This window comes from Saccharothrix sp. CB00851 (assembly GCF_001905065.1).
Lineage (GTDB): Bacteria > Actinomycetota > Actinomycetes > Mycobacteriales > Pseudonocardiaceae > Actinosynnema.
Genome location: NZ_LWLC01000056.1, coordinates 205,292 through 226,871, shown reverse-complemented (window position 1 = coordinate 226,871; position 21,580 = coordinate 205,292). Strand labels below are relative to the sequence as shown.

Annotated in this window: 19 protein-coding genes and 3 pseudogenes; 12 read left to right on the top strand and 10 right to left on the bottom strand. The window is 70.5% G+C overall.

Annotated features, from left to right (window positions below; translation table 11 throughout):
- Nucleotides 1–82: 82 nt before the first annotated feature.
- The 4 genes from A6A25_RS38175 to A6A25_RS42665 all read left to right on the top strand — a co-directional run bounded on the left by A6A25_RS38175 (nt 83) and on the right by A6A25_RS42665 (nt 6,628).
- Complete coding sequence (locus tag A6A25_RS38175; protein WP_073898794.1) at nt 83–859, top strand: DeoR/GlpR family DNA-binding transcription regulator; 777 nt, start codon at nt 83–85, stop codon at nt 857–859.
- Nucleotides 856–2,037, top strand: coding sequence for an MFS transporter (locus A6A25_RS38170; RefSeq protein WP_073898792.1), 1,182 nt, complete (start codon nt 856–858; stop codon nt 2,035–2,037). Before A6A25_RS38175 ends, A6A25_RS38170 begins: the two co-directional genes overlap by 4 nt.
- A 357-nt stretch (nt 2,038–2,394) precedes the next feature.
- Nucleotides 2,395–4,161, top strand: a complete 1,767-nt coding sequence (locus A6A25_RS38165) for a hydroxysqualene dehydroxylase (protein WP_073898790.1) — start codon at nt 2,395–2,397, stop codon at nt 4,159–4,161.
- A gap of 784 nt (nt 4,162–4,945) precedes the next feature.
- The gene (locus A6A25_RS42665; protein WP_083668995.1) at nt 4,946–6,628 is read left to right on the top strand and encodes an RICIN domain-containing protein; all 1,683 of its coding nucleotides are present in this window, start codon (nt 4,946–4,948) and stop codon (nt 6,626–6,628) included.
- A gap of 136 nt (nt 6,629–6,764) precedes the next feature.
- On the opposite strand, the gene A6A25_RS38145 is transcribed toward A6A25_RS42665, so the two are convergent.
- On the bottom strand, nt 6,765–6,950 hold the full coding sequence (locus A6A25_RS38145) for a DoxX family protein (protein ID WP_338013254.1): 186 nt from the start codon (nt 6,948–6,950) through the stop codon (nt 6,765–6,767).
- Between the two features lie 39 nt (nt 6,951–6,989).
- On the opposite strand from A6A25_RS38145, the pseudogene A6A25_RS38140 reads away from it, so the two are divergent.
- Nucleotides 6,990–7,421: pseudogene (locus A6A25_RS38140) on the top strand (sigma factor); the annotation flags it as partial.
- A 433-nt stretch (nt 7,422–7,854) separates the two neighbouring features.
- Here the strand turns inward: A6A25_RS38140 and A6A25_RS38135 are convergent.
- The 5 genes and pseudogenes from A6A25_RS38135 to A6A25_RS43675 form a co-directional block, all read right to left on the bottom strand.
- Nucleotides 7,855–8,730 (bottom strand): hypothetical protein, encoded by an 876-nt coding sequence (locus tag A6A25_RS38135; protein WP_073898788.1) that lies wholly within the window; start codon nt 8,728–8,730, stop codon nt 7,855–7,857.
- A complete protein-coding gene (locus A6A25_RS38130) occupies nt 8,727–9,062 on the bottom strand; it encodes a PadR family transcriptional regulator (protein ID WP_241829138.1) in 336 nt (111 codons plus the stop codon). The genes A6A25_RS38135 and A6A25_RS38130 overlap by 4 nt, the downstream gene beginning before the upstream one ends.
- Before the next feature lie 149 nt (nt 9,063–9,211).
- Nucleotides 9,212–9,556 carry a hypothetical protein gene (locus tag A6A25_RS38125; RefSeq protein ID WP_073898786.1) on the bottom strand — a complete coding sequence of 115 codons (345 nt, stop codon included), beginning with the start codon at nt 9,554–9,556 and terminating at the stop codon, nt 9,212–9,214.
- A 228-nt stretch (nt 9,557–9,784) separates the two neighbouring features.
- Nucleotides 9,785–11,230: pseudogene (locus A6A25_RS46540) on the bottom strand (putative bifunctional diguanylate cyclase/phosphodiesterase); the annotation flags it as partial.
- Nucleotides 11,231–11,269: 39 nt separating this feature from the next.
- On the bottom strand, nt 11,270–11,440 hold the full coding sequence (locus A6A25_RS43675) for a hypothetical protein (RefSeq protein WP_241829137.1): 171 nt from the start codon (nt 11,438–11,440) through the stop codon (nt 11,270–11,272).
- Between the two features lie 345 nt (nt 11,441–11,785).
- On the opposite strand from A6A25_RS43675, the gene A6A25_RS38115 reads away from it, so the two are divergent.
- The 5 genes from A6A25_RS38115 to A6A25_RS38095 all read left to right on the top strand — a co-directional run bounded on the left by A6A25_RS38115 (nt 11,786) and on the right by A6A25_RS38095 (nt 17,336).
- Entirely contained in the window at nt 11,786–12,469 is a 684-nt protein-coding gene (locus tag A6A25_RS38115; RefSeq protein ID WP_073898784.1) for a hypothetical protein, read from the top strand.
- Nucleotides 12,470–12,774: 305 nt separating this feature from the next.
- Nucleotides 12,775–15,096, top strand: coding sequence for a xanthine dehydrogenase family protein molybdopterin-binding subunit (locus A6A25_RS38110; protein ID WP_241829136.1), 2,322 nt, complete (start codon nt 12,775–12,777; stop codon nt 15,094–15,096).
- Nucleotides 15,093–15,938, top strand: a complete 846-nt coding sequence (locus A6A25_RS38105; protein ID WP_073898782.1) for an FAD binding domain-containing protein — start codon at nt 15,093–15,095, stop codon at nt 15,936–15,938. Before A6A25_RS38110 ends, A6A25_RS38105 begins: the two co-directional genes overlap by 4 nt.
- Nucleotides 15,935–16,432 (top strand): (2Fe-2S)-binding protein, encoded by a 498-nt coding sequence (locus tag A6A25_RS38100; RefSeq protein ID WP_073898780.1) that lies wholly within the window; start codon nt 15,935–15,937, stop codon nt 16,430–16,432. The genes A6A25_RS38105 and A6A25_RS38100 overlap by 4 nt, the downstream gene beginning before the upstream one ends.
- Nucleotides 16,433–16,538: 106 nt before the next feature.
- A complete protein-coding gene (locus A6A25_RS38095) occupies nt 16,539–17,336 on the top strand; it encodes a hypothetical protein (protein WP_073898778.1) in 798 nt (265 codons plus the stop codon).
- A gap of 24 nt (nt 17,337–17,360) precedes the next feature.
- On the opposite strand, the gene cynS is transcribed toward A6A25_RS38095, so the two are convergent.
- Nucleotides 17,361–17,810, bottom strand: coding sequence for a cyanase (gene cynS, locus A6A25_RS38090; RefSeq protein ID WP_073898914.1), 450 nt, complete (start codon nt 17,808–17,810; stop codon nt 17,361–17,363).
- 180 nt (nt 17,811–17,990) lie between these two features.
- Between cynS and A6A25_RS38085 the strand changes: the two genes are divergently transcribed.
- Nucleotides 17,991–18,845: a formate/nitrite transporter family protein gene (locus A6A25_RS38085; RefSeq protein ID WP_073898776.1), complete on the top strand. Its 855-nt coding sequence runs from the start codon at nt 17,991–17,993 to the stop codon at nt 18,843–18,845.
- Between the two features lie 546 nt (nt 18,846–19,391).
- Here A6A25_RS38085 and A6A25_RS45090 read toward each other — a convergent pair.
- Nucleotides 19,392–19,787 (bottom strand): hypothetical protein, encoded by a 396-nt coding sequence (locus tag A6A25_RS45090; protein WP_073898774.1) that lies wholly within the window; start codon nt 19,785–19,787, stop codon nt 19,392–19,394.
- The gene (locus A6A25_RS45085) at nt 19,757–20,443 is read right to left on the bottom strand and encodes a pectate lyase family protein (protein ID WP_073898772.1); all 687 of its coding nucleotides are present in this window, start codon (nt 20,441–20,443) and stop codon (nt 19,757–19,759) included. Before A6A25_RS45085 ends, A6A25_RS45090 begins: the two co-directional genes overlap by 31 nt.
- Nucleotides 20,444–20,532: 89 nt before the next feature.
- Here A6A25_RS45085 and A6A25_RS47025 point away from each other — a divergent pair.
- Nucleotides 20,533–20,679: pseudogene (locus A6A25_RS47025) on the top strand (right-handed parallel beta-helix repeat-containing protein); the annotation flags it as partial.
- Here A6A25_RS47025 and A6A25_RS38070 read toward each other — a convergent pair.
- Entirely contained in the window at nt 20,622–20,906 is a 285-nt protein-coding gene (locus tag A6A25_RS38070; RefSeq protein ID WP_073898770.1) for a hypothetical protein, read from the bottom strand. The pseudogene A6A25_RS47025 and the gene A6A25_RS38070 sit on opposite strands and share 58 nt — an antisense overlap.
- Nucleotides 20,907–21,580 lie beyond the last annotated feature (674 nt).

The following is a 21,580-nucleotide window of genomic DNA, read 5'->3' as shown; positions in this document are numbered from 1 at the left end:
GGGCGGGTGGCGGCTGCGCCCGAATGCGATCGTAAGCACAAACCACTTGTTCGAACGCACATAATTTGCGACGGTTGCTCACGTGAAGAGCGCCGACCGACACCGCGTGATCGTCGAACGGCTCCGCTCCGGCGCACAGGTCGCCGTAGCGGAGCTGGCGGCCGTCACCGGCGCGTCGGAGATGACCATCCGCCGCGACCTCGACCTGCTCGCGGCCGGCGGTGTGCTGCGCCGGGTGCACGGCGGGGCGGTGCCGCTCAGCCCGGCGGGCGTGGAGCCACCGTTCACCGCGCGCACCGCCACCGCGAACGCCGCGAAACGCGCCATCGCCGCAGCGGCCGTCGAGCTGGTCCGGGACGGCGAGACGCTCGTGCTGGACAGCGGCACGACGGCGGTCGAGGTCGCCAGGCTCCTGCGCGGCCGCCCGGTCACCGTCATGCCGCTGTCCCTGCACGCGGTGCGTGAACTGCTCGACGCCCCCGAGGTGCGGCTGCTGCTGCCCGGCGGCGAGCCACGACCCGGCGAACTGGCCATGGTCGGCCCGCTGGCGCTGGCGTCCCTGCGCGCGCTGCGGTTCGACGTCGCCCTGCTGAGCCCGTGCGCGTTCGACCTGGACGCCGGGCTCACCTCGCACAACCTGGCCGATGCCGAGGTCAAGCAGCAGGCGATGGCCGTGTCCGGGCGCACGGTCGTGCTCGCCGACAGCACGAAGTTCGACCGCACCGCGCTGGCCCACGTCTGCCCGGCCGACCGGCCGGACGTGCTCGTCACCGATACCGACACCCCTGCCGACGTGCGCGCTGAACTGGTCGCGCGCGGGGTACTCGTGCACGTAGCCGAACGACTGGAGAGCCCGTGACCGCCCCCCTGCCCCGCGCGGCCCGCGTCGCCACCTGGGTCTACTTCACCCTCAACGGCTTCGCCGTCGGTCTGTGGGTGGTGCACATCCCGAACGTGGAACGCGCGACCGGCATCTCGCACAGCGCCCTGGGCGGCCTGCTGCTGGTGCTCGGCGGTGCGGCGTTCATCGGCATGCAGGTCGCCGGCCCGCTCGCCGACCGGTGGGGCCAGCGCAAGCTCCTGCCGGCGGCCGGCGTGCTGCTCGGCATCGCGCTGTTCTTCCCCGGCCTGGCCGACTCGTGGTGGACGTTGGGTCTCGCACTGCTGTTCTTCGGCTTCGGCAACGGCACCATCGACGTGGCGATGAACTCCCACGCCGTGATCGTGGAGCGCGCCTACCCACGGCCGATCATGGCCGCGTTCCACGCCATGTGGTCGATCGGCGGCGCGATCGCGGCCGTGGTCGGCGCGGTCACGCTGGGCGCCGAACTCCCCACCGCCGTCACGTTGGGCGCGTGCGGCGTGTTCACCATCGTGGTGTCGCTGGTCACCGGCCGTTTCCTGGTCGACGGCCGTCCCGAACCGGAGGAGACCACGGCGCACGCCCCCTCCGCGAAGCCGTCCACCAAGCTGGTGTGGCTGCTGGGCGCCATCGCGTTCGCGATGATGCTGGCCGAGGGCGTCGCCAACGACTGGGCCGCGCTGCACGCCGAGGACGTCCTGGGCACGTCCACCAGCACCGCCGCCTTCGCCTACGGCTCGTTCGCCGTCGCCATGACCGTGGGCCGATTCGCCACCGACCGCGTCGCCGCACTCGTCGGCCCCGTCGCGATCGTGCGTTACGGGGCGGCACTGGCGGCGTTCGGCCTCACACTCGTGGTGTTCTCGCCGTGGGTGTGGCTCGCGTTCACCGGCTGGGCGCTGTTCGGCCTGGGCCTGTCCGGCAGCGTCCCCCAACTCTTCTCCGCCGCCGGCAACCTGGACCAGCGGTCCTCGGGCGCCCTGATGGCCCGCGTCGTCGGCCTCGGCTACGTGGGCCTGCTGGCGGGTCCGGCCCTGATCGGCGGCCTGGCCCACTGGATCCCCCTGAACATCGCCTTCCTCGTGCCGGTCGTGCTGTGCCTGCTCGCCGTGGGCTTCGCCAACGTCCTCGCCCCACGCCCCGCACCGACCGGGGAACCCGTCACAGCGCGGTGACCCGCCGTGCGGCGACGCCACGCCCGACCCCCGGTGCCCGTGCACGCGAGCTGGGGCGAACAGCCCTCCGTGACCGACCTCGCCCCGCTACCGCCACCCGGCTCCTCCTGGTGGTGGGACCAGGAGTCCTGCCAGCTGTCCCGCCGCACGCTCACACGATCGGGTGGTTCTCGGGCACTTCGGCCACCGCCGTGCGGCTCAGCACACCGCCGGTTCAGCTCGTCGACCTTCCGCGAAGTCGTTGGCGTCGCGAGGTTTCCGTTGTCGATCGCAACGCTGGAAGCGGGTCGGCCGACGATCGCCCGGTGCGCTACGGTCCTGCCTCACCGGTATCGGGTCGAGGGTTGGGCGTTGACCATGGACGGATTCGAGTTCAGTCGTCGTGCTCTCCTGACCGGCGCCGGCGCCGGCTTGGCCGGACTGGCCCTCCCGGGCGTGGCCGGGGCGCGTGGATCCGGCGCGACGGTGGCCGTCCTGGGTGGTGGGGTCGCGGGGATGACGGCGGCGCACGAGCTGGCCGAACGCGGGTTCGCGGTCACGGTCTACGAACGGCGCGCCCTGGGCGGCAAGTGCCGCAGCATGCCCGTACCCGGCACAGGGCAGGACGGTCGACCGGACCTGCCGGGCGAGCACGGTTTCCGGATCTTCTTCGGGTTCTACCAGGACCTCCCCGACACGTTGCGGAGGATCCCGTTCCCGGGCAACGCCAACGGTGTGCACGACAACCTCGTGTCGGCGACCGAGTTCCTGGCGTCGTTCGCCGGAGGCCGGGAGGACCTGCGCATCCCGCTGGCGCTGCCCGGGCTGGTCGAGCAACTCGCACCGGATGCGCTGCTGCGGCAGGTGCGCGCCGCGGTCGAGACGGTGTTGCACCTGCCGCCGCACGAGGCGGCGGTGTTCGCGCAGCGCATGCTGGTCTATCTCACCAGTTGCGAGGAGCGCCGCCTCGACCAGTGGGAGCACACGCCCTGGCCGGAATTCCTGCGGGCGCACGGGAAGTCGGAGGACTACAAGCGGTTCTTCGTCGACGGCCCCACGCGCGTGCTGGCGGCAACCAGGACCGACAACGCCAGCACGCACACCGCCGGCCTGGTCCTGGAACGACTGGTGTTCGCCCTTCTCGGCCGGGGCACCGAAGGACCGCTGGACCGGGTGCTGAACGCGCCGACGAACGAGGCGTGGATCGATCCGTGGGAGCGGCACCTGCGCGCGCTCGGGGTCGAGTTCCGCATCGGGTGGGCGGTCGAGGACCTGGTCGTGGACCGCGGCCGGATCTCCACCGCGCGCGTCCGCGATCCCGACGGCCGCACGGAGGAGGCCGCCGCCGACTTCTACGTCTGCGCGTTGCCCGTGGAGCACGCCCGACGGGTGTGGAACGAGGACCTGCTGGCGGCTGATCCGCGATTGCGCGCCGCGGCGACGTTGGAGACGCGGTGGATGGTCGGGTTGATGCTCTACTTCGACCGGCCGACCCCCCTGGTCCACGGGCACGTCTACTACCTCCACGCGCCCTGGGCGTTGACCTCGATCAGCCAGGCCGCGTTCTGGCCGGAGCGCGACTTCCGCGCCGACTACGGCGACGGCACCGTTGCCGACTGCGTGTCCGTCATCATCTCCGACTGGGACACCCCTGGTGTGCTGTTCGGCCGTCCCGCGAAGCAGTTGACCGAGGAGCAGCTCGTCCAAGAGGTCTTGACCCAGCTCAAGCAGCACCTCAACGACTCCGGCCGCACCGTGCTCGACGAGTCGTCCCTGGTGACCTGGTTCCTGGATCCGGGTGTGAGCGGGTTGGGCGGTCCGAACCCGGCCAACGCCGACGAGCTCGTCGTGCACCCGGTCGGTTCCTGGCATCGACGCCCCACCGCGCGCACCGCCGTGCCCAACCTCTTCCTCGCGGGCGACTACCTCCAGGTGCCGATCAACGGAGCCAGCATGGAGGGCGCGAACAGCTCCGCCCGCCTGGCGGTGAACGCGCTGTTGGACGAGAACGGGTCCAGCGCTCCCCGCGCGGTAGTGCGCGACCTCTACCGAGCGCCGGAGTTCGAGCTGCTCAAGGCCCAGGACCAGGTGAACTACCGACTCGGGCTACCCAACACCTTCGACATCCTGCCGTCCGCGCTCTGACACGGACGGTGAACGGCCCTCCGGTGGAGCGACCCGAGGGTTGTCGACCGCGACTGCCGGCTGGGAAACCCGGATCGCCCGGCCGACGGCCCGGTCGTGCGGGACAGCGCCCAACCGCTGGACGTGGTGGTCTTCGGCCAGGCCGTGGCACCGGTGCCCGCCGCGCCGGCCGCGATGACGTCCGACCCGACGTGACGTACCGCCCGGTGCCCGACGCGGCGCCGTACCGGACGCTGGTTCTCTGGCCGACGGGCAGCCGGTCGCCGTGGATCGCCCGATCCATCCGGACAGCACGTCTACCCGGCACATGAGCGCCGCGAGCGCTTCGTCGCCCACCAGGTGCCGGATTGCGTGCCGACGCGCCGCGGGCGAACTTCCAGTTTCGCGGGCATGGTCCGGACTGGCTCGCGGCGGCCACTGCCGGGGTTGAATGCGACCGCCGGCGCCTCAATTGTTCACAAGTGTGATCAGCGCCCGTCGATTCTGTTCACAAGTATGACCGCCCGCATCGAACCCCCAGCTGGTCGATGATCAGTTGCACCACCTCCCACCTGAGCATTCGACAGTATTCGATACTTATCCGACGCCAGCCGCCGAAGCCGTTATTGACCGGCCACTTCCGGACCATCTAGCATTCGACGGCAAGCGATTTCCCACAACGATGTGAGGAAGCACCTTGGACGCGCGGTATTGGCCATCGCGTGCCGGTGAATTCTTCGCCAGCGGGTTGAATAGTCACCCCCACCAGTTCCGGCGTCCGGGTAAGTCAGAAGCGGAGTAGTCGATGAATGTGCAACCTCCCACCACGCGTGCCGCACGGCCGCGCGGCGCGCGATGGCGCGCGGGTCTGGCAGCAGCGGCGGGTGTCACGGCGCTGGCCGCCACGCTCGTCGCCTGGCCGGTCACGACCGCTTCGGCGGCGATCGGCGCGGGCACGTACACGGTGAAGAACGCGGGCACCGGACACTGCCTCAACGTCCCCAACGGGACCACGACCGCGGGTGTTCAGCTCCAGCAGGCGTCGTGCGGCAGCGACAGCAGCCAGCAGTGGAAGTTCACGGCGGTCAGCGGCGGGTACCGGATCAGCTCGGTCGCCACGGGCCTGTGCGTCGGCGTAAAGGACGCGTCCACGTCTGCGGGCAAGGCGATCCAGCAGGTCGCGTGCACCGGCGGCCCCGGCCAGACCTGGACGGCGACCGCGAGCGGCAGCAACTACCGCCTGGTCGACACCAACAGCACCAAGTGCATGAACATCAAGGACAGCTCCACCGCCGTCGGCGCCGGGGTGCAGACCAACTCCTGCGACAGCGTGGCCACCAAGCAGTGGACGTTGACCCCGGCGAACGGTGTGACGACCTCGACCTCGACGTCGACCTCGACGTCGACCTCCACTTCCACGTCCACCTCGACGTCCACCAGCACGACGACCTCGACCACCACGACGACCACGACGACGAACCCGCCCGCGGGCGTCGCGACCGGCTTCGCGTCCCAGAACGGCGGGACCACCGGCGGTCAGGGCGGGGCGAAGGTCCGGGCCACCACGGGAACGCAGATCCACGCGGCCCTGTGCGGCCGGGCCAGCAGCTCGACACCGATCATCATCGAGGTCGAGGGCACGATCAACCACGGCAACACCGCCAAGGTCTCGGGCGACAGCTGCTCGACGGCCGCCGGGGTGATCGAGCTCAAGCAGATCAGCAACGTCACGATCATCGGTGTGGGCAGCGGTGCGGTGTTCGACCAGCTGGGCATCCACATCCGGGAGTCGCGCAACATCATCATCCGGAACGTGACGATCCAGAACGTGAAGAAGTCGGGTTCTCCCACGTCCAACGGCGGTGACGCGATCGGGATGGAGAGCAACGTCCGCAACGTCTGGGTCGACCACGTCGACCTGCTGGCGTCGGGCGGTGAGGCGGAGGGCTTCGACGGCCTGTTCGACATGAAGAACAACACCCAGTACGTGACGCTGTCCTACAGCACCCTGCGCAACTCCGGTCGCGGCGGGCTGGTCGGGTCCAGCGAGAGCGACGTGTCGAACGGGTTCGTCACCTTCCACCACAACCTCTACGAGAACATCGACTCCCGGACGCCCCTGCTGCGCGGCGGCGTGGGCCACATGTACAACAACCACTACGTGAGCCTCAACGAGTCCGGCATCAACTCCCGGGCCGGCGCCAAGGCCAAGGTGGACAACAACTACTTCAAGAACTCCAAGGACGTCCTCGGGACCTTCTACACCGACATGGCCGGCTACTGGCAGGTCAGCGGCAACATCTTCGACAACGTCACCTGGTCCACGCCCGACAGCGAGCACAAGCCCGCCGGACCGGACGTCAAGTCCACCACCACGGTCAGCATCCCCTACAGCTACACGCTCGACCAGACCGCCTGCGTGCCCAACATCGTGAGCCGCACGGCCGGCGCCAACAAGGGCATGCCGGTGTCGAACGGCACCTGCTAGCCGCAGAACACCGTACGGCGGCTACCGAGCCACACCGGCTCGGTAGCCGCCGTTTCGTTTGAGCGCTGTTCAGCCGGCCACCATCGACACGGTGAGTCCACGTCGCGAGGTGGTCGACGTGGCGCCTTACCCGACTTCAGCCGGTGAAGGACTCGGGGCCGAAGCGGCCCCAGGCAAGGAAAGCGGCCGCGGCGAGGTAGACGAAGTTCAACGCGACGTACTTGTACTGGGCGTGGCGGGCGTGGGTGATCATCGCGCCGATCATCAACAGGACCCAGCAGACGGCGGTGACCGGCACCATCACCGGTGCGATGTCGAGCACGGCGGGCAGGATCAGACCGGCCGCGGCCAGGAGCCGCCCATGGCCGGCACGTCGCGGATGGCGCCGGAGGTTGTCGCGGGGCATGAACGTGCACAGCCGCCCAGCACCGAGGTCTTCGTCGCCCACCGCAACCTGCTCTTCACGGTCGCCTACGAGATGCTGGGCTCGGTCGCCGACGCCGAGGACGTCCTGCAGGAGAGTTGGCTGCGGTGGGTGGACGTCGATCTCGACACGGTGCGGAACCAGCGTGCCTACCTGGTCGGGATCGTCACCCGGCAGGCGCTCGACCGGCTGCGCGTGCTCACCCGGCGCAGGGAGTCCTACATCGGCTCCTGGTTGCCCGATCCGCTGCTGACCGCGCCCGACGTGGCCGAGGACGTCGAGTTGGCCGACAACATCTCGACGGCGATGATGCTGGTGCTGGAGACGCTCACACCCACCGAGCGGGCGGTGTTCGTGCTGCGCCGGGTGGCAGCCACGTTCGAGACGACAATCGTGTGGCTCAACGGCGCGCCCGCGGGTCGGATCGAGGTCGACGGCGAACCGGCCGCGCTGAGCCTCGTCGTGCGGGGCGGGCGAATCACGCGGATCTACGCGATGGCCAACCCGCGCAAACTGGTGCGGCTGGACGAACCGACCGAACTCGCCCGATAAGCCCGTCTCCGCCTCGGCGACGCGGACGGGTGTCACCGGTGGTCGACACACCGAACCGACCCCCGGGTCGATGGCTCGTCGACGACGTAGCAACACCACCCGCCATGGGCGGCCAGGCCCCATCACCGGCGGTGCCGCCCACCGGTCCTCGCCGCGCGACCTGACGCGCCCCGGGGCCGGCGGCCAAGCGGCCGCGCCGACACCGAGCGGTCCGACGAGCTGGAGGTCCGCTCGGTGACGGGCGCAGGTGCTAGTCGGCGCCGGCTCGCCGAGGCAGGCGCACCAGCCCGCCGATGGCGACCAGGAACACCAGCGGTGCGCCGAAGAAGATCAGTGTGGAGACCGTGTCGTTGATCGGCCCGTCGTGCACGGCGTGCACGAGCCGCGCGAGCAACGCGGTCGCGACCGGCGCCGAGAGCACCAGCGCGGCCCGCCATCCGGTGGCGGACCTGATGCCGGCGGCCAGCACCGCGCCGGCGAACAGGACGGCGAGCGCCGCGTACTCGGCGATCTCGTGCCGGTGGCCGAACACCCCGAGCCCCACGATCACCAGGACCGTCGCGGCCATGGTGACGATCGCGGCCCCGCCCCGGGCCTTGCGCCCGTCCGCCGTGGAGAGCGCGAAGGCCGTGATCGCGCTGAGCAGCACCCAGCCCGCCTTGTCCGTGAACCACTGCCAGCCCGCGAACGGCAACTGGAGGACCACGATCAGCCCGGCGGTGGCCACCCAGGCGCCGATCGCGGCCGCCCTGCGTTTCCCCGCCACGGCAAGGATCGCGACCCCGAGCCAGACGAACCACACCGGTGCGTCGGGGAGCTGCCCGAACGGCGGCACCGAGCCCGCCCGAACCCACCAGGCCAGCTCGTGCAGGCTCGTGGCCGCACCCGCCAGGACCGCGATCGGGCCGAGCAGACTGACGATCGCCAGCACGTCGGCCGCGAGCAGACGCCGCACGTGCAACCGGAACGCACCCCACAGCACGTCGGCGGTGTCGCGCCAGCCTGGCGTCTTCCGGTCACCCGCGTCGGCGATCAGCACGCCGAGCATCTCCTCGCCATGCCGTTCGCGGTGGTCCCGCGGGTAGAGGTTCAGCAGCCGCCGGTACCCCTTCTCGAGTTCGCTCACGCCGTCCCTCCGATGAGTCGTGCACGCAGACGTGTTTCCGCGACACGGGTAGTGGCACGCACCCGTTCGATCTCCTCCGCCAGCCGGGCCGCCCCCCGGTCGGTCAGGCGGTAGTACCGCCGGAGCCTGCCGTCGACCACCTCTTCCCGGTCGACCGCCACCCACTCGTCCGAGGTCAGCCGGTCGAGCGCGGTGTAGAGGGTGCCCGCCCGCAGCCGCACCCGCCCCCCGGAGATGTGCTCGACATCGCGCAGGATCCCGTAGCCGTGCCGGGGCTCCTCGGCAAGCGCGGTGAGTATCAGGAACGTGGGTTCCCGCAGTGCGTCGGTCACAGGAACGGTATATACCGATCATAAGACTATGGGCAAGCCGCCACTTCGCGAGTCGCACCGCGCCACCACCCCGGCGACCGACACCACCTCGCCACCGCCACCAATGGACCGCGCGCCCACGCCTGGCGACGAGCCGGTGTCCTGGTGTGTCACGCGGTTCGGATGTCGAGCAGATCCGGCGCGGGGAACTCGGCCGGATCGGTCTCGGCGACGCTCACCCACTCGATGCCGCCGAGGAACTCGCCCTCCTCCGGGGTGCCGACCGTGTAGAGGAACAGGCCGTCGTCGGAGCCCGAGACGGTCGCGTTGACGCGGACCGTCATCCCCGAACCAGGGCCACGCCGGAAGTCGACGGACGGGCACCCGCAACCGCACATACCGACGACGACCACCTCCGCCGCCTCGCGCCTCAACTCCTCGACACCCCGGAAGTCGACACCCAGCAGCGCATCGAGGACCGCGCGCTCCCGCGGGGTCAACGGTCGTGTTCGCACGACGACGATCGTCCCACCGACTTCGGCGACGGCGCGCTGGAAGCCGGCATCCCCGAGACAAACGCCGACCTCCCGCTCGACACGTGGTTCGACTACCCGGCTGTGGGGACGCCCGAACTCACGCTCCGGATCGCACGGACGCGAGAGGACGAGCGATGATCAAGGGAGAACTGCGAGCGTCCCACCCAGGCCGATAACCGCGACGCGTCGACCCCGTCCGTGCGCCCGTCAGGAATCCGACACGGCGAGCTTGCCGAAGGCCAGCAGCGCGCGGAGCTCCACAGGGGGCACCGGGCGGGAGAACAGCCAGCCCTGGTAGGCCTCCACGCCCAGATCTCGCAGCACCTGGAACTGCGTCGCCGTCTCCACGTGCTCGGCCACGCACTGGCGGTCCATCGCCCGCGCCATGTCCACCACGGCCTTCACCACCGCGTAGTCCGACGGGTCGGTACCGAGACCGGAGACGAACCGGCGGTCCACCTTGATGATCTGCGCGGGCAGGTCCTTCAGCCGCGCCAACGACGAGTAGCCGGTGCCGAAGTCGTCCACGGCGAACCGGATGCCCCGGCCGACCAGTTCGTCCATCGACCGCCGCACCCACGAGGGGAGGTGCAGCAGAGCGGTTTCCACCAGTTCCAGCACCACCCGGTCCCACGGGATGCCCGCCTCGGCGATCGCGTCGGCCACGATGTCGGCGAACTCCGGGTCGCCCGGCACCAGACCGGCCAGGTTCACCGCCACCGACACCGGCTTGCCGCCCGGCTCGGGCCAGCTCGACGCCTCCTTCAACGCGGTCCGCAGCACCCAGCGGTCCAGCTCGCGCATCAGGTCGCCCTGCTCGGCCACGGGCAGGAAGATGTCCGGCGGCAGCAGCCCGCGGTCCGGGTGCGGCCAGCGCACCAGCGCCTCCGCCGTCTGCACCACGCCGTCCACCCCGACCACCGGCTGGAAGTGCAGCGCCAACCCGTCGTGCTGCAACGCCTCCCGCAGCTGGCCCTCCAAGTGCACCTGCCGGTCGGCCGACGCGATCAACGCCGCGCTGGCCAGCGACACCCGGCCCGCGCCCGACCGCTTGGCCTCGAACATCGCCGCGTCGGCGAAGCGCAACAGGTCGTTGCCCGTGGCCCGGGACCCGTTCGGCACCGCCGCGCCGATCGACGCCGACACCCGCACCAGCTGCCCGTGCACCGGCACCGCCGTGCGCAACAGCCCGGCCACCCGCGTGGCCAGCGCGTCCACCCCGCCGACCCGGTCGAGGTTCTCGCAGATGATCACGTACTCGTCACCGGACAGGCGAGCCGCCGTGCAGCCGTCGGGCAGTCCACCCTCCAACCGCCGCGCCAACGCCACCAGCAACTCGTCACCGGCGTCGTGACCGAGCGAGTCGTTGACCCGCTTGAAGTTGTCGATGTCGCAGAACAGCACCGCGACCTTCGACCGGTCCGGCGACTCCAGCAGCTCGCCCAGCATCTCCTTGACCAGCGCCCGGTTCGGCAACCCGGTCAGCTCGTCGTACCTGGCCTGGTGCCGCAACGCCTCGGCCGTGCGACGGCGCTCGGTGATGTCCTGGAACACGACCAGCCAGAACCGGCGGCCGTCGTCCTGCACCGACAACGCGATGCGCAGCTCGCAGTACACCAGCACGCCGTCACGACGGACCAGGATCTGCTGCGGGATCTCGTACGGGCGCCGGGATTTTGATGTCCCGGTGGCCTACAGGTCGCCGCCGGTCGGGGTGTCCTCGCCGGCGGGTTGGTAGTGCACGGCCAACTCGACACCGGGAACGGCGGATGGGGGCGGGCGCAGGGCGTCTTCGAGCTCGCGGAAGATCGCGGTGGGCCTCGACGGTGCCGACCAGTAGTCGCCCGAGGCCGTCCTGGCCACCGCAGACCCCTGTCCGGCTCGTCCGGGTCGAGTACACGATGTCCCGATCATCGGTTGAAGTCGAACGCGCGGGGGTGTCGTAGCCGGTGCGTCGTCACCCTCGGGTCACCAGATCTCGTTGTTCATGTTCGACGACGACGACCGACCCGACCGCGACGCGGACTCCGCGGGGACTCACCCGAACGATCCTCGCGGATTACCGGCCGGCGCACGCCGGTAGCTCCAACGTGCGGTTTCCCGCCTCGAAGGAAGGATCGCCCCGATGGTTTCCCACGACCTCCCGCGTGGTGACGTAGGAAGGGAACTGCCAACGGCAGAGCCATTCACCGGAAAAGGTTGCGCGAGATGTCCCAGACACTTTCCCAGCAGCAGGCCACCGAACCGCAGCAGGAGATCGACGAGGCGTTCAAGTCGATCATCCTGGCCATGCGGTCCCACCACCGGGCGGTCAACCAGTACGCGGTCGCCTTCAGCCGGGCGTACGGCGAGAACCTCCAGGGTGACTACATCCACCACCCGCCCGGCTTCCACCTGCAGTTCCCACGGAGCTTCGAGCAGGAGATCCCGACCCAGCTCACGGGCGGGCGGGCGGACGGCGACCCGACGCAAGAGATGAAGGACGCGACGACCGAGCTCCAGAACAAGATCCAGGCGATCCAGCAGGACAGCCAGAACCAGGCGACCGCCTTGGTCGACGAGTTCAAGCAGAACAACGACCGGAATGCCTTCATCCAGAAGATGGAGGCAATGAAGAAGCAGATGAAGGAGAGCGTGAACGACAACATCGACAAGACGTTCAAGACCGCGGAGGAAGTCGGCACGAAGTTCCCCCAATCGCAGGACTTCATCCTGAACGTCGCGATGAAGGTCTCGGACTTCGTCAACCGGGTCGTGACCACGATCGTCAACTTCTTCACCAACCTGATCAACAACATCGTGCAATGGGTGAGCCAGGCGGTGGACAAGGTCAAGAACTTCTTCTCGACCGCGGCCGACTCGGTCGGCCACTTCTTCGCCACCCTGTTCTGACGGCCCGGACGATCCGGGCGCGCACGTGTCACGACCGCGGCCCCGTCCTGAGCACCGGGGCGAGGCCGAGGACCGGGTGTGCCCGCGCGGGCACACCCGGTCCGGTGTCACGTCAGCGCAGCCGCCGGTGCTGGTTCCCCACGTCGGGGCAGTCCCACCGCACGACCCGCGTGTCCGGAACCGCGTGATCCCCCTCCCGCCGCAACGCGTAACCCGACTGAGCGCTTCCCCACCCTTCCGGCCGGTGCCAGGGTGGAGGTGGACGACCGGGGGTGACCGTGGGCGGTGGGGTGATCGGTGCGCGCGTGAGTCGTGCGGAGGACGTGCGGCTGCTCACGGGGCGGGCGGTGTTCATCGACGACGTGCGACCGGCCGGTGTGCTGGAGGCGGCGATCCTGCGCAGCCCGCACCCTCATGCCCGGATCGTGCGCATCGACACGACCGCGGCCGCCGCGCACCCCGGTGTGTTCGCCGTCGTCACGGGCGCGGACGTGAAGGCGGCGGTGCGGCGACCGCAGCCGTTGATCTGGCGGCCGGCGCCCGACGGACCTGAGACGGTCGCGTACCCGCTGGCGGTCGACAAGGTGCTCTACACCGGGCACGGTCTGGCCGCCGTCGCCGCGGTCGACCGGGCCACGGCCGAGGACGCGCTGGAGCTGATCGAGGTCGAGTACGAGCCGTTGCCCGCCGTCACGACGCTGGAGCAGGCGCTGGCGCCGGACGCGCCCCTGCTGCACGAGGACTGGCCGGACAACGTGGCGGGCCGCGCCGTGGTGGCGCAGGGCGACGTGGCGGAGGCGTTCGCGCGGGCCGACGTGGTGCTGCGGGAGACGTTCCGCTTCGCCCGGCAGTGGGGCGCGTCCCTGGAGACGCGGGGTGTCGTCGCGACGTGGGACCCGTTCACCTCGCACCTGGACGCGTGGGTCAACACCCAGAGCCCGCACCTGATCCGCGAGCTGTTCGCCGAGGTCCTGGGCCTGTCGGTGGACAAGGTGCGGGTGCGCGTGCCCGACATCGGCGGCGGGTTCGGCAACAAGTCCGGCTTCTACGGCGACCAGGTGGTGGCCGCGGTCCTGTCGCGGGTGTCGGGGCGGCCGGTGAAGTTCCTGGAGGACCGGAGGGAGAGCTTCGTCGCCACCGTGCACGCGCGGGAGCAGCGCATCGACGTCGAGGTGGCGGCACGGGCTGACGGCACGATCACCGGTCTGCGCGGCACCGTGCACGGCGTGCTCGGCGCCAACTTCAGCACCGTCGGCCTCAGCCCGTGCTGGACGACCGCCGCCATCATGACCGGGCCGTACGCCATCCCGGCGGTCGAGCTGAACGTCGTCGGCGTCGTCACGAACAAGCCGCCCTACGGCGCGTACCGGGGGTACGGGCTGCCCAAGGCGAACTTCGTGCACGAGCACGTGGTGGAGGCGCTGGCCCGGCACCTCGGCCTCGACCCGCACGACGTGCGGCGGCGCAACTTCGTGACCGATTTCCCCTACCAGAGCCCGGTGTTCGTCTACGACAGCGGCCGGTACGCCGAGTGCCTGGACCTGTGCCGCGACGCCGTGCGCCGGGCCGGGTGGGCCGACCGGGTGGCCCGTGCGCGTGCCGAGGGCGCGTACCTGGGCATCGGTTACGCCTTCCACAACGAGGTGTCCGCGTTCGCGCCGTCCCGGATCGTCAACATGGCGGGGCTGGACCACTCCGGGTTCGACGAGGCCGCGGTGCGCATCGACTCGACCGGGTGCGTGACCGTCCACACCGGACAGACCTCGATGGGTCAGGGCATCCACACGGCGCTCGCGCAGGTCGCGGCGCACGCGCTGGACGTGCCGCTGGACCACGTCACGGTGGTCTCGGGTGACACCGACTCCGCCCCGTACACCGGGTACGGCACCGCGGCCAGCCGTGCCGCCGCGGTCGGTGGCGCGGCTGTGCTCAACGCCGCCACCCGGCTGCGGGCCAAGGTGCTGCGCATCGCCGCTCACGTCTTCGAGGCCTCGCCGGACGACCTGGAAATCAGCGAGGGCGTGGTGTCGGTCAAGGGCGTGCCGGGGCGCGGCGTGACGTTGGCGGCCATCGGTGACGCGGCCTACCGGCGACCACGCGGCGTGCTACCCGACGACGAGGAGCCGACGCTGCACGAGCGCGAGGTGTACGACCCGGTCAACGTCGCCACGGCGTTCGGCTGCACGGCCGTGCTCGCTTCCGTCGACGTGGAGACCGGGGTCGTGGAACTCCTCGGCTACCTCATCGCCCACGACTGCGGCACGGTGATCAACCCGATGATCGTGGAGGGGCAGCTCCAGGGCGGCGCGGCGCAGGCCATCGGCGGCGCGCTGTACGAGCGGCTGGCCTACGGCGCGTCGGGGGAAGCGCTGACCCGGTCGTTCGCCGAGTACCTGCTGCCGACGGCCGGCGTGGTGCCGCCGTTCGGCATCAGCCACATGGAGACGCCCGCCGACCACATCCCCGGCGGCTTCAAGGGAGCCGGGGAGGCCGGGGTGATCGGTGGCGGGGCGGCGATCGCGCACGCCGTGGAGGACGCGCTGGCGGAGTTCGGCGTGCGGATCACGTCGCTGCCGATCACCCCGCCGGACCTGCTGGCCGCGATCCGGGCGGGGGCGCGGCGGTGAAGGCGGCGCGGTTCGACTACGTCCGGGCGGCCACCGCGGAAGTGGCGGTGGCCGCGCTCGCGCGGGGTGCCGTCGCGTTGGCGGGCGGGCAGAGCCTCATCCCGCTGCTGCACACGCGGTCGCGGCGGCCGGAGGTCGTGGTCGACGTGTCCCGGTTGCCGTTGACCGGGGTCGAGCGGGACGGATCGACGCTCGTGCTCGGGGCGCTGACCCGGCTGCGCGCCGCCGAGACGTCCCCGGTCGTGCGCCGGGCCGTGCCGCTGCTGGCCGAGGCTCTGACGCACGTCGGTCACGTGTCGGTGCGCAACCGCGGCACCGTTGGTGGCAGCGTCGCGCACGCCGATCCGGCGGCGGAGCTGCCCGCGGTGTTCCTGGCGCTGGACGCGGTCTTCACGGCCCAGGGGCCCGGTGGCACAAGGGAGATCGAGGCCCGTGACTTCTTCCGCGGCCCGCACCGCACGGCGTTGGGCTCGGACGAACTGCTCACCGGCATCCGCGTGCCACCGCCACCGCCGACCGCCCGGCACGGCATCGCCGAACTGAGCCGGCGCCCCAACGACCTGGCGATCACGGCGGTGTTCACCTCGGTCGCGCTCACCGACCGCGTCGTCACCGAGGCCCGCATCGCCGTGGCCGGTGCGGCGCCGACCCCGATCCGTGCTCAGGCGGCGGAAGAGCTGCTGCGAGGTCAAGTCCTCACACCGGAGGTGCTGGCCGCGGCGGCGGACGCGGCGGCGGACGCGACCGACCCCGTGGACGACGTGCACGCCCCGGCCGCGTACCGCCGCGACATGACGGCCGTGCTCACCCGCAGGGCGCTGCGGCAGGCGGTGACCGAGTGAAGATCACCGTCACGGTCAACGGCCACACCCGCACCGCCGACTGCGAACCCCGCCGCACGCTCGCCGACTTCCTGCGCCAGGACCTGGGCCTCACCGGTGTGCACGTCGGCTGCGAGCACGGCGCGTGCGGCTCGTGCACGGTCCTGCTGGACGGCGCGACGGCCCGCTCGTGCTGCGTCCTGGCCGTTCAGGCGGACGGCAGCGAGATCACCACGGTCGAGGGCCTGGCGACCACGTCCCTGACCCCGCTGCAGGAATCATTCCGCCGCCACCACGCCCTGCAGTGCGGTTTCTGCACACCGGGGATGCTGGCCGTGGCAACGGAACTGCTGCGCGACAACCCCTCCCCCACCGAGGCCGAGATCCGCACCGCGATCTCCGGCAACCTCTGCCGCTGCACGGGCTACCACAACATCGTCACCGCCATCGCCGCCGTCAGCGACCAGGGCGGCTCCGCGAACGCCGACAGCCCACCGCAGCCGCCCGGAGCCTGACCACGGCCCTCCCGCCCCGGCTCGCTCGGCGCCGACCGCGGAGGGCGACCACTTCCGCTCGACCGGGACTACCCTATTGCCTACACCCCCGCCCGAAAGTGGGACTGTGAACGAGGACGACGGCACCTCATGGGTGCACAACACGGTGTCCGGGCCTGTTGGCGGTGTGGTGCAGGCCGGCGTCGTGCACGGCGATGTGCACCTCGGCTTCCTGCCACCACCACCGGTGTCGGTGGTACCGCGCCAGCTGCCCGCCGCGCGGGAGTTGTTCACCGGCCGTGTCGCGGACTCGTTGATCAACGGGAACGTCGGGGGCCGCCTGGGCATGCACGACCTCGTCCGCAGCCACGCCGCCGCCGTCGCCCACCGCGATCTGGCCGAGCCCGTGAGAACACCGTCGCTGCGCCGGCTGCTCGACTACTACCTGCACTGCGCGGACCTGGCCGACAGCCTGCTCCCGATGATGCGCAGCGGCAGCGTGCGGGTCGCGCCCGAGCACGTGCCGGTGGAGGTGCCGAAGCTGAACGGTTCGGTGGAGGCAAATGCGTGGTTCGACGCCGAGCAGGGCAACATCATCGCCGCGGCGGAGTTGGCGGCTGCGCCGGGTTCGGATCCGGCGTGGCTGGTGCACGCTTGGCAGTTGCCGTACACGTTGTCGCGGTACCTGTGGTTGCGGGCGGACCGGACGACGTGGCTGCGCACGACGGAGGCCGTGTTGGAGGCGGCCATGACGCTGGGTGATCCCGAGGCGAAGTTCGTGATGTTGTTCAACCTGGGTATCGCGTTGGCGCAGTTCCAGCGGATGGACGAGCTGTTCACCGAGCTGGGCGCCGCGGAGGCCGACCGGGTGCGAGCGCACCTGGCCCGTGCCCGCGACGAATCGCGGCCCGCCGGCCGGAGTTGACCGGCCAGGTGGCGCAGACCCGGGTCACCAGCGGTAGTCGAGGAACTTGCCGTCGAAGGTGACCACCACCCGGTCGCCGTCGGGGTCCGGGCGACGCGCGATGTCGACCTTGAAGTTGATCGCGCTCATGATGCCGTCGCCGAACTCCTCGTGGATCAACTCCTTCAGCGCGGGCCCGTAAACCGACAACGCCTCGACAAAGCGGTAGATCGTCGGGTCGTTCATCACGGCCGGGTCCGTGCCGCGGGTGGGCTGGGACCGCAGGCTCTCCGCGACCGCGTCGTCCAGGTCGAGCAGAGCGCAGACCGTAGTGGCCTGTTCCGGGGTCATCGGGTGCTGCCCGAGCAGGGCGGCGGTGACCCACACGACCGGGGCGCCGAGCTCGTCGGCGATCTCCGACCAGGTCAGGCCCTTGCGCACCCAGGCGGCGACCACCAGGTCGGCGGCGTCGGACTTGCTCATGATCGGGGTCATGGCGATCACTCCTAGGTCGCGGCGTGCGCACAGACTTCCGCAGGTTCGTTGCGGCGGTGTAAACGATCACGCCAAAATCACCGACCTCGGAAGTGAGGCTGACGTGATCCGGCGGTCACGCGGAGGACACCTCCCGTGCGCAAACTCCATCACGATTCCAACCGAAGGAGCGACGTTTCCATGACCTACGTCAACCCGGCGGAACTCGTCCGAAAGATGATCGACGCCGGTGAGGCCAAGGCGTTCATGTCCACCCGTGACACCGTGATCCGGGCGTTCATGGCCGGTGCGATCCTCGCGCTCGCCGCCGCGTTCGCGGTCACGGTCACCGTGCAGACCGGCAACGCGCTCGTCGGTGCGCTGCTCTTCCCGGTCGGGTTCTGCCTGCTGTACCTGCTGGGCTTCGACCTCCTCACCGGCGTCTTCACGCTCGTTCCGCTCGCGTGGATCGACAAGCGGCCCGGTGTCCGGCTGAGCACGGTCCTGCGGAACTGGTCGCTGGTGTTCGTCGGCAACTTCGCGGGCGCGCTCGTCGTCGCGCTCATGATGGGGGTGATCGTCACCTTCGGGTTCTCGGTGGAACCGAACGAGGTCGGTCAGCGGCTCGGCGAGATCGGCGAGAGCAGGACCGTCGGCTACGCGGAGCACGGCGCGGCCGGGATGCTGACGCTGTTCATCCGCGGTGTGCTGTGCAACTGGATGGTGTCCACCGGCGTCGTCGCCGCGATGATCTCGACTTCCGTGTCCGGCAAGGTCATCGCGATGTGGATGCCGATCCTCGTCTTCTTCTACATGGGTTTCGAGCACTCGATCGTCAACATGTTCCTGTTCCCGTCCGGCCTGCTGCTCGGTGGCGACTTCTCGCTCGGCGACTACCTTTTCTGGAACGAGATCCCCACCGTGATCGGCAACCTGGTCGGCGGTCTGTCGTTCGTGGGGCTGACGATGTACGCGACCCACGCGCGGACCGGCCCGTCCCGCCGCAACGGTGTGTCCCCGGACGTGGAGGTGCCGGTCAAGACGAAGGTCAGGTGATGACGCCCGGGTGTGCCCGGCGACCCGCCCGTGCCATCCGATGTGTTCGCGGACGGTGACGGGCTCGGTGGTGAACAGCCGCCACCGGGTGACGATGGGGCGGGCGGCCGGGTTCAGAGGGCTCGGTCGACCCGAGCGGTCGCAGGTGCCCCCCACATCACCCGGCGTTACCGCTATCGGTATCCGTTGACCGGCGCGGACGAGATTGCGGCCCTGTGGAAGGAGCCGGCGGTGGACCGCCGGCGAGTGGCGTGCTCGAGCCCGACGCCGAGGCGGTGGTAGTCGGGTCGAGAGGACGTGGTTGTGATGAGGACACGGCGACTGGTCATGGCGGTGGGCATGGCGACAGCGGTGGTGGCGGTGACGGGCGTGTTCGGCGCGAGTGCCTACGTCCGTTGATCGCTTGGCGCGCCTCGACGACTGCCCCCGCTCCTGGATCCGACGTGCGGCAGCCGCTCGTGGCCGGTTCGTCCGCGGCGGGAACCCCGCCGGTCCGGTCGGTGGGCCGATCGGACCGGCGGGTGGGTCATTCCGCGTCCGGCGGGGTCACCGGCCGATGTTCGCCTGCGGTCCGGAATAGGTGCGGACCAGGTTCGGCACGTCCGCGGCGGGGTCGAGGGTGTAGGCGTAGAACGACCGCGGGTCGAACGCGCTGCCGCCGGTCTCCCGCTGTCCGGTCGAGTTCACCACGATGCTGCCGGACTCGCGCAGCTGGGCGGCGTCGTCCCGGTAGTACGGGTCCTTCACGCCGTCGAAGTAGCTGTTCTCCAGCACCATCTTCGTGGCGCCCCGGGCGTAGTTGCCGTAGCCCGTGATGCTCTGCAGGTAGTTGTTGTAAAGGTGGGCGTTGGCCACGTTGCCGGTGCTGGGGTTGCGCGAGTTGTTCCTGTACAGCCAGTTGTGGTGGATGGTCAGGTGCGCGCGGTGACGTTGGTCGTCCACCCGATGCCGAACGCCTTGTTGTTCTCGCCGAGCCGGTTCCATGACACGGTGATGTTCGTGCTGTCCTTGCGCAGGTCGATCAGGCCGTCGTTCATGCGCAGGATGGTGTTGTGGTCGATCCAGACGTTGCGGGAGGCGTCGACCTGGATGCCGTCGTAGTCGTAGCCGTCGTCGCCCGGGTCGTCGTCGGCCATCCTGGTGTCGCGGATGGTCAGGTTCCGGATGATCACGTTCGACACGTCGGTCAGGTTGAACCCGCCGTTGACGATCTGCCCGGCGGTGCCCACGCCGATGATCGTCTTGTTGGAGGCGACCTTGATCTCGGTGCCGTACGGCGTCACGGTGATCGCCCGGTCCACCTTGATCGTGTAGGCCGTGCTGGACGAGGCGTAGCGCACCAGGTCGGCGTACGTCGTCGCGGTGACGGTCTGACCGCCCGCACCGCCGGTGGTGCCGGCCGCGAAACCGTCCGCGGCGTGAGATCGGATGAGGGTCGACCGGGCCGTGCTCAACTGACGGGGTTGGAAACGCGCGTTCCGCCACGTGTTGCCGGACATGTCGGTCCACGGCTGCGCCGTCTTGACCGTGGCGTTCAGGGTCGACTCCCGGTACAGCACCTGGGCGTCGGGGCGCCACGGGCGGCCGAGCTGCGTCACGTTGGTCGCCGTGCCGGTGATGGTCGACCGGTAGAACAGGAAGCCGTACTTCTTCTAACCGCGACGCCGCGGGCCGGGACGCCGACGGCCTGGCGTTCGGGCCGGGTTCCGGCACGGGCAACGTCGTGCGCGGCTGCCGGACGTTCGACAACGTGGACGACGGCCTGGTGGTCGAGGGTCACACCGACCCGGTCACCGTGGACTCGACCTGGTCGTGGGGCAACGGCGTCAACCGCTGGTCCCTGCCCGCGGTCAGCGGCTCGGGCCACGGCTTCGACCTCGGCGACACCGGCGCGCACGTGATCACCCGCAGCGCCGCGTGGAAGAACAACGGCCACGGCTTCACCGCAGGCGGACGCGACGCCAAGCAGTTCACGCGGAACAGCGCCCTGCGCAACGCGGGCGACGGTTTCGCGCTGGGCACGTCCGGCTCCGCCGTGCGCCGCAACTTCTCGTTCGGCAACCGGGAACAGGTCGTGCCGGCCCGACGCGTCCCCGAGGAGGGCAACACCTGGGACGGCCCCGGCTGGGGCACCCACGTGCTGCGCGACCTCGACCCGGCCACCGCCGAAGGGCCACGCGCACCGGATGGCCTCCCTGCCGGCCACCGACTTCCTGGTCAACACCAAGGACCCCGCGGTGGGCGCCCCCATGGCCACGCGCTGACACGACGGCCACCTCGCGTTTCGCCGGTCAGACCGGCCGGGGTGCGTCGGTGGACTCGGCCGCCGGCTGCCGCCCCGTCATGGCGACTGCCCGGGTCGTCCGGTCCGGTCCGCGGGCGTGATCTCCGACCGCGGGAACCGGTCCGGCGCCCCGGCCGAGAAGTCCGAGCCGAGGCCGATCGGGTCCGGAACCGGTCGCGGGCCGGGCCGGCCTCGTCAACCACCGTCACCGTTGCGGTCCCTGGATCTGAGTCGGCTCAGCCGGTCTGGTGCGGCGGCGCCCCGAAGGGCGCGGTGGCGGGTCGGGCGGCGCGGCGGGCGGTGTGCGGGATCGCGCGCAAGGGCCGGGGTCGCAGCCGGGTCAGCGGCAGCAGGCGTCGGTGCGCGGCAGTCGGACGCGGTGTTCGAGGAGACCGGGGCGGTCACGACCGACCGGCCGCGATCAACGGCGAGCCGAACCCGGCGGCAAACC